The organism is Lactobacillus juensis, assembly GCF_036246285.1.
In the GTDB taxonomy this organism is placed as follows: domain Bacteria; phylum Bacillota; class Bacilli; order Lactobacillales; family Lactobacillaceae; genus Lactobacillus; species Lactobacillus juensis.
Window position 1 is genome coordinate 408,426 of the sequence record NZ_BTTS01000002.1, and the last position, 16,798, is coordinate 425,223.

Below are 16,798 nucleotides of genomic sequence, written 5' to 3' on the forward strand. Positions count from 1 at the left end.
CGCGAGAGATTTAAATTTCGCGTTTTTAGTTTATTCTTTTTTAATCCGGCTCATTAATGTTTAAAATGGCATCGAAGACGCTTTGGGGCAACTTGATATCGCTTTTAACAGCTTGTCTTTTGTTTAAACTTTGTCTGCGTAAAAGTTGTTGTTTTTTCGAGATGCTTCTTTTTTCACCGTTTACAGCCGCATTTTTACGTAAAGGCGGCACGTCAACTCTCGCAATTGATTTGTTTTCCACCATTGCTTGCACCGGCATCGGGTATAGACGACGTGGAACCGTATATTTTAATTTTTTGACCAACTTATGGGCGATCAAATCGGCTTTTTGGCGTGGCACAATAATGTCGAGAGCATCAACAGCGGCATAGTTGATCTGAATTTGAATTTTGACTACATCAACCAGTTCATAATCCAGAAATTCGGTATCAAGCGTCGCAAACCCATGAGTAATTGATTTTAAGCTGTTGAAAAAGTCATAGGCAATTTCGGAAACTGGCAGTTTGTATGTTAATGTGACTAAATCTTGTTGATTATCCAAGTCAACCATTTCCCCAAAATGCTGGTCACATAATTTCATGACTGCTCCTAAATATTCATTGGGCGTAGTAATGACTGTTTTGACATAAGATTCAGTGACGTAATCAATTTCAGAAAAGTCAGGAAATTTCGCTGGATTGGTGATTGTGAGATATTCCTGCTTAGGCTGAGGCTGCTTGAGATAAACGTGATAGGTTGCATTCGGTGCAGTGGTTAATACTTCCACATGATATTCATCCCGCAGTCGTTCTTGGATTATTTGCAAGTGAAAAATGCCTAAGAAACCGCAGCGAAAGCCGGCATCAAGAGCTTCAGACTGTTCGGGAGAGTAATGAAAAGCGGAATCATTGAGAGCCAGCTTACTAATAGCTTGTTTTAAGGCTTCATAACTGGTATCTCCTTTAGGATAAAAACCGGCATAAACCATTGATTGCGCTGGCTTAAAGTGGGGAATGGCATTTTTAGTAGGATTTTCTGCAGTGGTTAAGGTATCGCCAACCTGGACACTGGCAACATCTTTAATTCCAGTCACAATATAGCCGACTTCTCCCGCATTTAATTCCTTTACTGGTTGCATGTTTGGGGTGAAAATCCCTACTGCTTGCACATTAAACGTGCTGTCGCCCTGCATTAGCTGCAATTTTTGCTGGTTCTTTAACTGACCATCAATTAGTCTGACATCCGCGATAATTCCCTGATATGAATCATACTGTGAGTCAAAAATCAGTGCCTTAAGTGTTGCATCGGGTTTTCCCTGAGGAGCCGGTATTTTTTGGTAAATTGCTTCTAATACTTGATGAACATTTTCTCCTGTTTTAGCAGAAATTTTTAAAATATCCACATCAGCAAATTCTGGTCTTAAGGCACGTATTTGAGCTTCTGTTGCTTCTACGTCTGCCGCTGCATTGTCAATTTTGTTAATCACCGGAATGATAGTCAGATTATGTTTTAAAGCTAAACGCAAATTGGCTACGGTTTGTGCTTGTACACCCTGAGTTGCGTCGACCAGTAAAATAGCACCATCACTTGCAGCCAGACTTTTAGAAACTTCGTAAGAAAAATCAACGTGCCCTGGAGTATCGATTAAATTGTATTCGTATTCGTGACCGTTATCCGCTTGATAAAAGTTACGCACTGATCTTGATTTGACTGTCACGCCATGCGCCTGCTCAACTTCCATGCTGTCCAAAAGTTGGTCACTTAACTGTCTTTTGCTCACAGTATCAGTTTGTTCCATAATTCTGTCAGCTAATGTTGATTTACCATGATCAATATGAGCAATTATGGCAAAATTTCTAATATTAGCAAGTTTCATTTTATTTTGCTCCTTCCAGTTTTTGCTCTATGCCTTGTAAATAAAAGAGCATTAATTGATTTGCTTCTTGTTCGAGGTCGATTTGAAAAACTTTAAAATCAACGGGTAATTGATCGTGGTGAAACTCATCCAGGTTCATCATATTCATTAGTCCGCTGATAATTGCACTTTGAATGATGAAAAGGTGACTGGCTTGCTTAACGCTAAGCAGTGAAATTTTCTCGGCTATTGCTTGTCCCAGTTTCCTGTTTATTTCATAGAGTTTTTCGCGACCAGCCAATGTCTGTTCTCTGTCAGCGGCAGTTTCTAAAATTGGACCACGTAACGCGTTAAGACGTAATAAATCTGTCCTCTGACTGATTAACAAATGGTTTTGCTCTAGTATAAAAGAGGAAAAATCAGCCCAAGAAGTGATATTTTTAGTTTTTTGAAAACGCTGAAGAACTTCCGTGAGGTAATCTTGGTAACCAGAAAGCAATAAGTACATAAAGATATTTTCTTTAGTTTTAAAATAATTAAATAGTGTGCCCTTTGCCACGCCAGATTCACTGGCAATTTGCGCCATAGATATTTGGTTAAAATCATTTTTTTGAAATAACTTGCTGGCAGCAGCTGCAATTAGCTGTTTTTTTGCTTCTTTTTCTTTGGGAGTCAAGACATACATAATGGCAGATATACTCCTTTCATTCAATAATGACCAACGGTCATTTTACAAATAATTACCAATTTTTGCAAGAAAAAACCATCTTTTATGAAGATGGTTTTCATTGCTGATTTAATTATTAATGTATTTCTTTAATTGCTCATTTTTCAGACCAGCACTTAAACCAACTAAGAGCTTAATTCTGGCTTTTTGTCCATTGAGGCCGCGGCAGAAGATAATGCCCATTTTGGCTAATCCGACACCGCCACCTTGATAATCATAAACTGGTTCAGCAATACCGTTAAAACAACGGGAAACCAATACCAGGGGAATTCCATTATCAAGTAGTTTTTGCAATTCAGGTAATGTTTGCGGTGGCATGTTACCGGCACCTAAAGCTTCAATTACTAACCCATTTGTTGATGGCTTGTTTAAAGCTTGAAAGATCTCTGGTCCCATTCCTGCATAGGCCTTTACTAAATAAACATTTGCAATAATGTGGTCAATTGGTAAGTGTTGCTGGGGATTGATGGTTTGCACGTAATTAACGTGACCTTCGGATACAACTCCTATAGGACCAAATGTAGCGGTGCGAAAAGTAGCAACATTTGTAGTATGGGTCTTCGTAACATAACGGGCAGGATGAATTTCATCATTCATCACAACTACAACACCTTTGCCAATAGAAGCATCAGAACTGGCGACCATGATTGCAGTTCTGAAATTGTACAGTCCGTCGCTGCCAATTTCATTAGAAGAGCGCATAGCTCCGGTTACTACCACAGGCATTTTACTGGAAATGGTTAAATCTAAAAATAAAGCTGTTTCTTCCAGGGTGTCTGTGCCGTGAGTCACGACTGCCCCGAAAAAACCTTCGGCTTCTGCTTGGCGGATACGCAAAGAAAGTTGCAACATGCGCTCTGGTGTCATATGAGGAGAAGGTAAGTTGAAAATTTCTTCAGTAACTATCTGGACATCGTCATTAACGTTTAAAGAGAGGTCAGTCAAGGGATTTTGACTGTTAGGCTTAATTTTTCCATTTTTATCTTCTGACATTGAAATGGTGCCACCAGTATGTAAGATCAGAATTTTTTTACTCATAATAGGTTTTTGCTCCTGTAATTTCTTTAATTAATACTTCTACAGGTTAGCATAAAATTAGGGATGCAGAAACCGTTAAAGACCATAGATTTTAGACATAAAATAGCACCCAAATTTGTCCTAAATTTGGGTGTCACTTCAAAAAGGCCAGCTGCTTTAAATTAAAGGTTTTAATCAGTGAAAATTTCTTTTGCTAAATCAAAAGCAGACCAAGCCTTCGGCCAGCCACAATAAAATGCCAAATGAGTAATCAGTTCGACCATTTCGTCTTTCGTAATGCCGTTCTTTTTTCCAATAATCATATGTGATTTGAGTTGGGGAAAAGCTCCTTGTGCCATTAATGCGGCACAGGTAATTAAACTACGGTCACGAGCAGACAACTTATCCTCTCTTGACCAGACTTCACCAAATAAAACATCATCATTCAATTCCGCAAACTTAGGTGCAAAATCACCTAAGTTATCTCTACCGGCTGTTTGCTTTTTCATTTTTTAATCCTCCAATTTTTCATATTCTTCATCTGTGACTGGCTCCAGCCATTTTGGTGTTCCCGCAGTGATAGCAATATGCGCAAACCAACTATTTTTGGTAGCACCATGCCAGTGCTTAACACCGTCGTGAACAACTACTACATCTCCCGGATGTAATTTACGTGCAGTCTTGCCTTCTTCTTGATACCAGCCTTCGCCAGCGGTAGCTAATAAAATTTGAAAGCCGCCCATATGCTGGTGCCAGTTGTTGCGACAACCCGGTTCAAAACTAACGTTTGAGACGCTTACGTTAATCTTAGGATCATTGACCAAGCTTTGCAGGTAACTTTGGCCAATAAAATATTTTTGATAAGCAGTATTCTTTTCACCCAAAGCAAAAATACCATTTTGCACATCATCTTTGTGATTGCCCATATTGATTCTCCTTTTTACCTTATTTATATGATTACTTTAGTACTTAATGTGTGCTTTAAGTCAAGTTATTTTGACAGTAATTATGAATTAAATTACATTTATTAATAATTAGTTATTGCTTTGTGAATTTATTATTTTGTTAAAAAATAATGTGATAAAATTAACTTGTTAAATGAAAACGATTTAATTAATGAGGAGATTTATATGATTTATCATAAAAACTTTGAATGGGATGCAAATTATGATGTTGTTGTCTTAGGTTTTGGTGGTGCTGGTGCTACTGCAGCACGGTTTGCAGCTGACCATGATGCTAAAGTACTGCTGGTTGATTCGGCTCCAGAGGGTCATGAAGGCGGTAATACTCGTTATTCGGCTCAATTAATTGGTTCTGGCGATGACTTTAATGAAATGAAAAAGTATTATCAAAAACTAACGGCGCCAATGGAACTTGACGAAGATATGATTGATACTTATGTTGACGGTATGGTGCACATTCCTGAATATGTTTCTAAATATTTGGGTGTTAAGCCAAATAGTGCTAAGGAATATGCTACTGATAAAAGTATTACTATCATAGAATATCCGGAATTTCCAGGTTCAGAGTCCTATGATTTAACCTCTGTAACTAAACATTGGTTTGATGCTGCCTTATGGCAGATTTTAAAGGAGCAGGTAGTAAAGCGACAAGACAAAATTGATGTTTTGTATGGGACACCTGCCGAAGAACTAGTTCAAGATCCGGAAAGCAAAAAGATCTACGGCGTGGTTATTAAACGCGATGGTAAACTATTAAAGGTTCAAGCTAAAAATGGTGTCGTACTGACTACCGGCGGTTTTGAAAATAACCAAAGAATGATTGAAGACTTTATTGGCGCCAAGAGATTGGCACCTTTAGGCAGCCTTTATAACAAAGGTGATGGGCTGAGAATGGCCCAGGAAGTTGGTGCTGATTTTTGGCATTTACATAATTATGAATCTGTAGGCCTGCTTCATGGCATGGCTTTTGCAGTTCCAGCAGGCCAACGTGGCCGTTTAATGTTGGGAGTCCAAAATGAAGCTGTTTCTAGCGGCAGTGTTTTTGTTATAGGCGATGACGGTACCAGATACTTTAATGAAGCAGAAGAAAATCGTCACGGTCACATCAAGAATCACGGCCAATGGAAAGTACCGCTAAACCAAGAACACCCATACTTAATTTTTGATGAAACCAAAAAGCAGGAGTTGGATAACGATAAAATCATTGGCGATTACAAGCCGTACACAGAAAATGTTATCAAGGCTGACTCCGTTTCCGAACTAGCCGATAAAATTGGGGTTGATCCAGCAGTTTTGTCTGATACTCTCAATCGTTTTAATAAAGCATGTCAAGAACAAGACGATCCCGAATTTAGAAGAGATCCAGCTACTTTGCGTGCGTTTGCTGGTAATACGATTTATGCTGTCAAGCTAGAACAGACAATGCTTAACACTCAAGGTGGTCCAAGAAGAAATAAGAATGCGGAAATTTTGGATACCAGAGGCAAAGCTATCCCTAATCTTTATTCTGCTGGTGAACTTGGCGGTATCTGTGCTAACCAATATCAGGGCGGTAATAATCTGGCAGAATGTTTAATTTGGGGCAAAATTGCTGGAGAAAATGCGGCTAAACCAAAGGTTGATGAAACAACAGATGCAGCAAGCGGTGCTACTATGCATGAAAAGCATTTAACTTCAGATCTTAAACATGAAACCTATGAAACAGGAGAGAACCAATACATTGGTAAATCTACTAAAGGCATGGGTGATGAAATAGTTGTCAGGGTAACTGTTGATGAGCAAAAGAACCTAAAGAATATTGAAGTTTTGAAACAGGCTGAGTCGGATGACTATGGTTTGAAAGCCATTAAGACTCTGCCTTCTAAGATGGTTCAGGAAAATACTGTTGATGTTGATGCAGTCAGTGGTGCTTCGAGTTCATCACGCGGTCTCAAAGACGCAGTTAGGGATGCGCTAAGTAAAATAAAGTAGTAAGTATTGCTAAAAAGGGTCATTAAAATTAAATGACCCTTTTGTATAGTTCAAAGCAGTAACTAATAGGACAGTCTTTTTTAAGTTCGTTAATTTTTAGTATAATATACGTAGAAACAAAATTATTTGATGAGGTAATAAAATGAATTTCACTCAATTACGCTGTTTTATTAAGGCCATAGATAATTCCAGTTTTACTATTGCAGCTGAGCGCTTAAATTTCTCCCAGTCGGCAGTTTCTAAAAATATTAAGGATCTTGAGGATACACTGGGGGTAACTTTAATCAATCGTGCTCATCACCGTATTTCCTTAACGAGCGCCGGCAAGTATTTCTATCGTGTTGCGCGCAATGTGGTAGATGATATGGATTACACGGTAGCATACTTGCAAAGCAAAAAGAATGATCCTGAAACTCTTTTAAGAATAGGAGTCTGCGATACACCGTTTGAACAAAAAATTCTGCCCATTTTTTTGCGTAAATTGCGTGAATCCGGTAGTAACTTGAATATCCAGTTTGTCTTTGTACTCAACAATTCTATCGGTGAACTTCTCAACCATCACGTTGATTTATGTGCAATTGCACGAGAAGATGTTGATGTCGTTGAAGATATTCGCTTCGAACCAATGGTTCAGGGCAAAGTAGTTGTAGCTTGCCCGAAAGGTTCTCCTTTAGCGGAAAAGTCTAAGATTGCTATCACTGATTTATTCGATCGTGACGTGTTTTTACTTGATCCTAACAGTTCTTTAAATGTACAGTTGAATTTTCAAACTACTTTGATCAATAAATTAGGCATGGAACATATCAAATTTGTACAAGATTTTTTGGCCATGGATATTTATGTTAGAGGTGGGTGGGGTTATGGCATTTTGCCTAACTTCATTGCAGATTATCAATCAGAGGGAATTAAATATATTCCTATTGATTATCATGATATTTCCCCATATGGAATTGCATACATGGAAAGCTTTACTAACGATTCTGTACTTGAAAAAGTGGCCAGTACATTAAAAAAAGCAATAAACGAATATTTATCTGAGGATAAAAATAAGTAATGCACAAATAAAAGTTGTTTTTGGAATGCTTGTAATTAGCACTTAAACGTTGATCTTACAAGCATTTTTTATTTTGCCTTTTTAAATTGTTATGTTCTGTATTCCATTTAGTAATTCTTAATTCTAAATATGGTGCATAAATTCACTTGATTCATAGTATTATGAAAACGGTTAAAGGATTTGTTTAAAGAAGTGAGGTATAAAAATGGAAAATACTTATGATGTCATTATTGCTGGTGCCAGCAATGCTGGCGCTATGGCAGCTTGTGCCGCTGCTGAAAAAGGAGCAAAAGTTCTCCTGATTGACAAGCAAGGAAGTTCAAGATTTTTATTCCGTTCATTCTTTGCTGCGCTGGACAGTAACGCTCAAAGAAGAGCAGGAATTAAAGTTGATAAAGCTAAACTAATGAACTTTTTAACCTTGTTCTTCCAAGATAACGTTGATGAACGTTTACTGTGGACTTGGGCAAATCATACAGATGAAACAGCCAATTGGCTGGAAGATAATATTTTGAAACCAAATGGGGGCATTTTAAAAGCACAACCAGATGCTCACTATGAAACTGTTGTTAATACTGCTTTCAATACGGAATTAGATGTTGCTACTCCTGATAATGATTGGGCCCATTATGGCGACTGGGTAATTGATAAAGTTAAAGAATTAGGAGTAACTCTTAAGTACAATACTAAATTAGAAGAATTAGTGACAGATGATCATGGTGCAGTTACTGGTGTAATTACCAGCGATCGCGGAAGTGGCGAAAAGACTGAGTACAAAGCAAATAAGGGTGTCATCATTTGTACTGGCGGTTACGGTGCCAATGTTGAATTGATGAAGAAATGGGATCCACTTGGCTACAAGAAGAATGTTTATTCAGATGGACCTCGTGACGATGGCTCAGGTATTCTTGCTGGTCTTAAAGTCGGCGCCGCTCGCGATGAGGAACCAGCTGAAATCATTTTTGATCGTGGAGCAGTTCCTGTTGGCACTAAGGCTGAAGACCATTATGTCATTGACTTTAAAGACCCAGGCTACTTCTGGATGGGTGCTTATCCTATGCTTAAAGTCAATCTCAAAGGTGAGCGCTTCGGTAATGAAAGTGTTCCTTACCAATTTGATATTAATGCAATGGCTAAGCAACCAGGATACCTGGAAGCACAAATTTGGTCTGAAGATACTATGGATCATTTGGCAGATTTCAGAACCCAAGGATGTTCTCGTTTAGGCTGGCCTGGTATTTACAATACTGAGGAAAACAAAGAAGAAATTCAACGCAGAATTGACGACGGTATGGTTAAGAAAGCTGATACGATTGAAGAATTAGCTGAAAAATTGAATTTGCCAAAAGATAACCTGGTTAACAGTGTTAAACGTTATAACGAGATGTGTGAAAAAGGCGTTGATACCGACTTTGGTAAAGAGAAGTTCAGGTTATTCCCAGTAGATAAAGCGCCATACTATGGTGTCATCATGGGTGGTCGTTTACTTGCTACTCTGGATGGATTACGGATCAATACTAAGATGGAAGTCATTGACAAAAATGGTGATCCAATTCCTCACCTATACGCAGCCGGTAACGCCAGTGGTGGCTTCTTCTGGGGCAGTTATCCAGATAGAATTCCTGGCCTTACTTGCAGTCACGCCCAGACCTTTGGTCGTTTAGCCGGACAATATGCTGCTGAAAATTAGTTTTTATCATAAAGGAGTTTTTATATATTATGGATGAAAAACAGTTACCTAAACTTTCAAATTATAGGTGGGTAATCTTAGCAATAGCTGCTTTGCTTGACGCAATTAGTAGTTACATTCAATTTCAGATTTCTGCTTTAGCTGTTCAAATTATGCCAGCACTGCATATTTCACCAGCACAATTTCAAAGTTTATTAATGGCACCAATGCTTATTGCAGTTTTCTTAAGTATTCCTGCCGGCTCTCTTGCCGATAAGTTCGGAGCTAAGAAAATTGTTTCTGTCGGTTTGGTTATCTCAGTACTTGGTGCATATGGTCGCCTTTTTGCTAATAACTTCATCACAATGTTTATAACCCTGTTACTTTTCGGAGTTTATATGGCTTTGCTAAATGCTAATACTCTGAAAATCTTTGGTACTTGGTTTAAACAAGATACTAATACAGCTATGGGTGTCTTCTTTGCTTCTGCCAGTGTCGGAATTATGCTTTCCCAAGCTACCAGTTCTTTGTTCCCAACTGTTGAAAAGGCATATATCTTTTCATCAACTGTACTATTGGTTTTAGCTGTTTGCTGGATAATCTTTGTTAAAGACACTCCTAAGGGTGAAGAAGTTCCACAACCCCAAACAGAACAAGGCAAATCTGAGTCATCATTTGAATTCTTCAAGGCTGCTGCTAAAAGTAAGAAAACTTGGTATGTTGCTTTAGCTGTTGGCTTTGGTATGGGTGCGAGTGAGGCCTTCTCAGGCATTTTGCCACAAGCATTCGCTGCCAGGGGAATGACTCCTGCAGCTGCTGGTGTGGTTGCTTCTGTTGCTACTATTGGTAGTTTAGCAGGTTCACTCTTTGGCCCAGCAATTATCAATAAGGCCAAAAAGGCTAAACCAATGATGATTGTTATTACTGCTCTTGGTGGTCTGTTGATGGCCATAACTTGGTATATTCCATTAGGAATGCCATTAAGCATTGCACTAATCCTTGGCGGTGTATTTGGCGCTATGACTGGTCCAATTATGCAGGCTATGCCAATTACATTCCCAGAAATCGGTCCTAAGAACGCTGGTAGTGCTGGTGGACTTGTTGGTACAGTATCACTGCTATTATCATTCTTCCTTCCAGTTATTATTTCTTCAATTGCTGGTAAGAACTATGCATTAACCTTTATTATTCAAGGTCTTGTCTTTGTAGTACAAATTATCGTATTGGCAGTTTTACCAGACGCAAACGCTGCTCGTCGTCATGCTGAATAAGATTTTTTAAAGTGAAAGGGGTCATTTATATGACAAAAAAAATAACCGAGAACCCAGGAAAGTATACCGGTTCTGGTCAAGGTAAGGAAAGTCAAATCAACCTTGAAGTAGAGGTTGACTCAGACAAGATAGTAAATGTTAAACCGTTAGATAAATATACTCCCGACAGTTTGGCTGATAACGCATTTAAGAAAATGGCGCAAAAAATTGTGGATCAGCAATCAGTCGATGTTGACGTTGTTTCTGGTGCTTCTGAAACTTCACACGGTATTATTGAAGGCGTTAAAGAAGCTCTGAACAAGGCAGGAGTCGACTTTGACGCCCTTAAAGAAAATGGTGGTCAAACTGCTGGCAAGAAGGAAGAAACTATTGACGTTGATGTTGCAGTAGTTGGTGCCGGTGGTGCTGGTGTGGCAGCTGCTTTAGCAGCTCGTCAACATGGTGCAAGTGTAGCTTTGTTTGAAAAAACCATTTCTCCACTTGGTGCAACTACTTTTGCTGGTGGTATGTTTGCCAGTGACAGTCAACAACAAAAAGATCAAAATGCAGTTGTATCTAAGAAGTGGCTCTATGACGAATACATGGATGCTTCTCAAGGCTACATGAACTCAATTCTTGTACGCCGCATTATTGACGAATCAGGTAAGACGGTTGACTGGCTGAATGAAAACGGCGCAATCATGAAATTGGTTGATGCTGGTACAGGCGGTAGTTATGACCATATTGGCATGCCAGCTACTCTTCATGGCTATCAAGAAGGCGGTACTAAGGCCGTAACCAAACTAATTGAAAAATTCAAGTCAATCGGTGGCAAGATGTACTTTGGCTTTGCCGGTAAAAAATTGCTGCAAGACAGTGCAGGCAAAGTTACTGGTTTAATTGCTGAAGGCGATGAAGAAACCATTCACGTTAATGCTAAGAAAGTTGTCATTGCAACTGGTGGCTTTGGTGGCAGTCCTGAAATGCGCAAGAAGTATCTTGGCGATGTCAGCACCCAAGGTCAAGTTTTGCAAAACACTGGTGATGGCTTGAACATGGCCTGGAATGCAGGTACTGCTCACCATATTAATGGTTCTACTCATTACTTCTGGCAAACTTTTAGTGACAAGGATATTGGCGAAATGGCTAAACTTGTTGGTCCAAACTGGATGCCTGTCAATGCCTTAGCTGATTTTCCTAACTTGCGTGTTAACAACCGTGGTCAACGTTATGCCAGTGAAACTCATGCACTTGATTTCGCTGTTCATGGTGCAGAATTGTCAGAACAACCACAACAAACTGAATTTGTTGTCTTTGACCAGGCAATGCTGGATAAGATTAAAGAAGGCGGAACTGTCGCAATTGAAGATCATTACGGCAAGTGGAAGAACCATCGTCAGTTTTACATGGAATTTAACTTCCCAACTGATACTGAAGAAAGTATCAAACATGAACACGAAAAGACCGACTTTACTTCATTATTGAATAAACTGGCTTCAACCAATGTTATTTTTGTTGCTGACACTATCGAAGAATTAGCTGAAAAGATGGGTGTTGACAAAAATAATTTGGCCAAATCAGTTGAGCAATACAATAACGCTAAGAAGAAAGGCGAAGACGATTTGTTCTTCTCTGATACTAAGAGAATGATTCCAGTAGAGCAGGGTCCCTTTTACGCTGTGAAATTCATCGCTCGTAATTTGGGCACTCTTGGTGGTGCAACCATTGATGAAAAAATGCATGCTTTAGCTCCAAATGGTGAACCAGTACCGAACCTTTATGTAGCTGGTGCCGATGCCTCAGGAATGTATGGTAAGGCCTACGTTGATTTTGAAGGTGGTACTTTAGGCTTTGCATATATTTCTGGTAGACTAGCCGGAATCGATGCTGCTGAAACTGCCAAAGCTGGTAAGTAGATTATGGCAAAAATCATGTATGAATTAGCTGATTTGTACATGATTTTTTACTAGAGGAATAAACTATGACACAAGAAAAATATGATGTAGTGATTGTAGGGGCAGGACTTGCAGGCTTTGCTGCTGCAGATGAAGCTGTTGATAATAATTTGAAAACCTTGCTTGTTGAAAAAGGTAAAACAACAGGCGGTACTGGTAATTATGTTGAAGGAGTTTTTGCTGCTGATTCCGAAATGCAAAAGAAAGATAATGCAACTCTTGATAAGGATGATTTGCTCAAAGAAGAGTTAACTTATTCGCACTACAAAGCAGACGGCAAGATGTGGCAAAAATACATTGCCAATGCCGGCAAAAATGTTTCCTGGCTCGAAGATCATGGTGCTGAAATTGAAATGGTAGCAAATCTAGGTTCTGGAGCTAGAACTTGGCACTTGTTTAAAGGCAAGGGTCATGATGCCATTCACAACGGTTTGGAGCCATATGCTAAGAAAAAAGGCATTACAATAGCTATCCTAACTAGAGTGACTGACTTAAAGCAAAATTCTGACCACACCTTTGATGTAACACTGACCAATGTGGTTGAAAAAGTTACTAAAATAGTTACTGCCAAAAATGTTGTGCTTGCTACCGGTGGTTATTTAAATGACCAAAAACTATTAGAAAGTACGCCTCACCAAAATCCAGACAATATTATTCCAGTTAACTCTGGTAAAAACACTGGAGATGGTTTGAGACTTGCTTGGAAGTTAGGTGCTAAGAAGTACTTTACTGGAATGGCAATGATGTTTGGCGGTCAGCTGAAAGATAAGACAGTCCCATCATTTAAATTGTGGGGAACTGCTATCTGGAGTTCAGTTTGTGATCAACCGCAAATGTGGGTTAACGAACTGGGAGAGCGCTTTGTCGACGAAAGTGCAGCTGTGGTCAACTGGGCTAATGAAGGTAATTCAATGAACCGTCAAGACCGCGTCTTCTGCATCTTTAGCCAAAAGATCTTGGATGACTTTACTGACAAGTCTTATCCAAGATCCATGAAGCCATTTGTTCCAGAAGACAGATATCCCACTTTGCGTGATGATATTGCCCAAGCTGAAAAAGAAGGTCGTCAATATTTGCATAAAGCTGCAACGCTGGAGGAATTAGCTCAAGAAATTGATACCCCTAACCTAGTGGCATACGTCAAGCATTATAATGAAATGGCAGCAAATGGTGAAGATACTGATTTTCATAAACCGGCTAAATACATGTTGCCAGTAGATGGCGAAGGCCCATTCTATGCTATCGAATTAGGTGTAGGTGCATACACTACAGGTGATGGACTACGCGTAAACACCAATAACGAAGTTTTGAATACCAAAGGCAGACCTATTGCAGGTTTGTATGCTATTGGTGGCGATGGCTCTGCAGTTCTTTATGGTGACACTTACGGTGTTAATATTCCGGGAACACATGCGGGATATTGCATCTTTTCTGGACGCAATGCAATTAAAGCAATTGCGGCTCAGAAGTAAAATAATCAAAAAAATAATTTCTAAGAAATAAAATAAAACATTATACCAGCGAAAAAGCCAACTCATTTAATAAGAGCTGGCCTTTTTGCTTGAATTCTTAAATTATGCGTTTGCCTTTACAAATTGATCAATTTCATCTAGATATAATTGCTTTTGCCTTTGACTTATCCAAGAGGTTTCAAAAGAATTCTTTGCTAGTTGTACTACTTGATCTTGGCTAAGATGATATTTTTGCGCTAAAGCATAGTAATTGTCACTAATATAGCCTTTAAAGTAGGCAGGATCATCCGAGTTAATTGATACTTTGACTCCTGCATTCAAAAGGTCAATTACTTCTTTACCCTTCATCTCTGGTGATACATAAGTGTTAGACAATGGACAAGAAGTCAAGCCAATTTGTCTTTTGGCTGCTAATTCTACCAAATCTGGATCTTCCACGATGTTGGTGCCGTGATCAAGACGTTCAACTTCCATAATTTCTAGAGCTTGACGGATATGTTCGATTGAATCTTTTTGATCAATATCACAGTGAGTGGTAATGTGCAGTCCAGCAGTGGCTGCGTCTTCAAATTGACGTGCAAACTTTAGAGGAGGATTATTGTGTTCATCAGAATCAAGTCCAATGCCAATAATTTTATCCTTGTATTTCAGACCTTCCTGCAGTGTTTTTCTAGCTGATTCCTTTGAAAAATCACGTAAAAAGCACATGATTAGATGAGCGTCGACATTTAAAGCTCTGGCATCAATCGTAGCTTGATAAAGTCCGTTTAAAACGACTTCAAAGGGGATGCCGCGACTGGTATGAGCTTGGGGATCAAAAAAGAGTTCAACGTGCCGCACATTATTGGCAGCTGCCTTAGTTAAGTAGTCCCAAGCTAAGTCATAAAAGTCTTCTTCAGTTTGTAATACATTCATTGCCGGATAATACACAGCTAAAAATGATGCCAAATCATGGTAATTATAAGTCTTTTGGACATCTTCAATTGTAGTTTGACCTATATCGACATGATTGCGTTTAGCTAATTTCAGTTTCAATTCAGGTTCTAAAGTACCTTCAATATGCAAGTGCAATTCGGCTTTAGGCAAGCCTCGGGTAAATTCTGGTGTAACGACTGAACTCATATAATCCTCCTTAATAATGTTCTTGTTTTTAATTTGTTATCTTAGTTTAGCACAATTTTAATAATAAAAATAGAGTAAAAAACGAACAAAAATAAGGATTAATGAAGTTTATGTTCCTAATAAAATACCTAACTAAAGATCTAGTTAGGTAAAATAATTAAAAATTCCAGTTAAGTATTTTAGTCGCAATGGCGCCACTTTGCGTCTGTTAAAATGCGAGCGGTAAGTAAACCGATTGGCAGGGCAGTAATAATCATCAAAGCATCCATAATCCAATAAGCACCAACATTAATGTTAGTAATGCCAAAATTAAAGACAGCGCGGTACATGTATAAACCGGGAACCATTATTACGATTGCAGGAACGGTGATTGCAATACGGGGAAAACCAACTTTATCACGTACAAAACTGGCAATTAGTCCTGCTAATAAGGCCCCGGTGAATGCTGCTAGAGCAGCTGGCACATGGTTAAATTCAACTAGACTTAAACGCAGGGTATTTGCTAGAGCACCAATCACGGCAGCCACTGTTGCCATTGATAATTTAGCATTAAACATAATTGAAAAGCCAAAAACACCGCAAAAACTGGCAATTATTCTGAACACTGTTAACCAAAGCGGATTAAGATTTAGTTTTGGCATAGCACCCGGCGATAAGTTGAGCATCGTAGCCATGCCCCAGCCCACCATTGATGCAATCATGACGACTAATATAGCATAGGTCAGTCTTTCAAGTCCTGAACGCATATCAAGTTTCGACATATCAAGGCCAGATGTAATAAAAGGAAAACCGGGAATGACATAGAGCATTGAACCGATATAGCCATAGGCATGATTATTGCTCCAGCCCCAAATCGTTGCTCCTAATTTAAAGCATAGGAAATACACGGCACAGGAAACAGCCACACCGACAGTAATTTTGGCAACAAGAGTAATTTTCTTTTTACCCATTAATTGGCGTAAATAGTTACCAACAAAGGCGCCTAAAAATGTACAAAACATTTCTGGCAGGCCACCACCAAGTAAAAAAATAAAACTGGCACAGGCCAGGCCGGCGCTCAAAGCGGAAACGATTAAAGGATAGTTTTGAGTGTGGCGTTCGATTTGATTTAACTTATGATGAACTGCTCCAATTGTCCAATGTTCATTTTCATTCTCAAACTTGCGGACAAAATCTTCCATCTCGTTGAGCTTGTTCATATTCACTTCTGTTACTGGTAAAGAAAGTGTTTGTGAATAAGATTTATTGTCAACATCAAAGCAGGTATAGCTAATAGTTACTAAACCAATATCTGCCGAGCAAGTTATTTTGAGTGCTCTTGCAATTGTATTCATTGAATCACGAACTCGCCAGGCTCCCGTTCCGCATTGCAGCAACATTATGCCGACTCTACCGACTAAAGATCCTTTTTCTACCAATGTAATATCTTTGACTAAAGTATCATCTGAGCTTTTAAAAAATTGTTTCCAGTGGATTCTCATGTGGTGTTTGCTAGAGATCTTGGAAGCTGGTGCTGGTGACTGCTTGTCTTTCATGACTGAATTTATAGCCTTTCTTTTAATATTGTAATATTTTAATTTTACCACACTCGTGATTGGACCAATTTGACAGTTTTAAAATGGATATGTAAAAAACTGTGGCTGTTACATTGCCTGTTTTTATGTAATAGCTGATATCTCTATCGTAAATTGACGCTAACGTCGGCTATGATTATCTTTATTTCACTATCAATGAACGCTTTTGCAAGAAAATGATGAATTATGAT

General features: G+C 38.9%; 13 protein-coding genes. 6 read left to right on the plus strand and 7 right to left on the minus strand.

Annotation, left to right across the window (positions count from 1 at the left end):
• Window positions 1-40: 40 nt before the first annotated feature.
• The 5 genes from lepA to AAA926_RS06095 form a co-directional block, all read right to left on the minus strand.
• Entirely contained in the window at window positions 41-1,855 is a 1,815-nt protein-coding gene (gene lepA, locus AAA926_RS06075; protein ID WP_338212115.1) for a translation elongation factor 4, read from the minus strand.
• Window position 1,856: 1 nt separating this feature from the next.
• Window positions 1,857-2,519, minus strand: coding sequence for a TetR/AcrR family transcriptional regulator (locus AAA926_RS06080; protein WP_338212116.1), 663 nt, complete (start codon window positions 2,517-2,519; stop codon window positions 1,857-1,859).
• A gap of 111 nt (window positions 2,520-2,630) precedes the next feature.
• Window positions 2,631-3,599 (minus strand): asparaginase, encoded by a 969-nt coding sequence (locus AAA926_RS06085; protein WP_338212117.1) that lies wholly within the window; start codon window positions 3,597-3,599, stop codon window positions 2,631-2,633.
• A 170-nt stretch (window positions 3,600-3,769) separates the two neighbouring features.
• Window positions 3,770-4,087, minus strand: coding sequence for a carboxymuconolactone decarboxylase family protein (locus AAA926_RS06090; protein ID WP_034978182.1), 318 nt, complete (start codon window positions 4,085-4,087; stop codon window positions 3,770-3,772).
• A 3-nt stretch (window positions 4,088-4,090) separates the two neighbouring features.
• Window positions 4,091-4,504 carry a cupin domain-containing protein gene (locus AAA926_RS06095; RefSeq protein ID WP_338212118.1) on the minus strand — a complete coding sequence of 138 codons (414 nt, stop codon included), beginning with the start codon at window positions 4,502-4,504 and terminating at the stop codon, window positions 4,091-4,093.
• 204 nt (window positions 4,505-4,708) lie between these two features.
• Here AAA926_RS06095 and AAA926_RS06100 point away from each other — a divergent pair, with 204 nt between their 5' ends.
• The 6 genes from AAA926_RS06100 to vprA all read left to right on the plus strand — a co-directional run bounded on the left by AAA926_RS06100 (window position 4,709) and on the right by vprA (window position 13,911).
• Window positions 4,709-6,511 carry an FAD-binding protein gene (locus tag AAA926_RS06100; protein ID WP_338212119.1) on the plus strand — a complete coding sequence of 601 codons (1,803 nt, stop codon included), beginning with the start codon at window positions 4,709-4,711 and terminating at the stop codon, window positions 6,509-6,511.
• A gap of 142 nt (window positions 6,512-6,653) precedes the next feature.
• Window positions 6,654-7,565, plus strand: coding sequence for a LysR family transcriptional regulator (locus AAA926_RS06105; RefSeq protein WP_338212120.1), 912 nt, complete (start codon window positions 6,654-6,656; stop codon window positions 7,563-7,565).
• 205 nt (window positions 7,566-7,770) lie between these two features.
• Window positions 7,771-9,255 (plus strand): FAD-dependent oxidoreductase, encoded by a 1,485-nt coding sequence (locus AAA926_RS06110; RefSeq protein ID WP_338212121.1) that lies wholly within the window; start codon window positions 7,771-7,773, stop codon window positions 9,253-9,255.
• Window positions 9,256-9,284: 29 nt separating this feature from the next.
• The gene (locus AAA926_RS06115) at window positions 9,285-10,505 is read left to right on the plus strand and encodes an MFS transporter (protein WP_338212122.1); all 1,221 of its coding nucleotides are present in this window, start codon (window positions 9,285-9,287) and stop codon (window positions 10,503-10,505) included.
• Between the two features lie 29 nt (window positions 10,506-10,534).
• Complete coding sequence (locus AAA926_RS06120; protein WP_338212123.1) at window positions 10,535-12,400, plus strand: FAD-dependent oxidoreductase; 1,866 nt, start codon at window positions 10,535-10,537, stop codon at window positions 12,398-12,400.
• 65 nt (window positions 12,401-12,465) lie between these two features.
• Window positions 12,466-13,911, plus strand: coding sequence for a vinyl phenol reductase (vprA, locus tag AAA926_RS06125; protein ID WP_338212124.1), 1,446 nt, complete (start codon window positions 12,466-12,468; stop codon window positions 13,909-13,911).
• A 102-nt stretch (window positions 13,912-14,013) separates the two neighbouring features.
• On the opposite strand, the gene add is transcribed toward vprA, so the two are convergent.
• Both add and AAA926_RS06135 read right to left on the minus strand, forming a co-directional pair.
• A complete protein-coding gene (gene add / locus AAA926_RS06130; protein ID WP_338212125.1) occupies window positions 14,014-15,033 on the minus strand; it encodes an adenosine deaminase in 1,020 nt (339 codons plus the stop codon).
• A 179-nt stretch (window positions 15,034-15,212) separates the two neighbouring features.
• Window positions 15,213-16,568, minus strand: a complete 1,356-nt coding sequence (locus AAA926_RS06135; protein ID WP_338212126.1) for a threonine/serine exporter family protein — start codon at window positions 16,566-16,568, stop codon at window positions 15,213-15,215.
• Window positions 16,569-16,798: the final 230 nt, after the last annotated feature.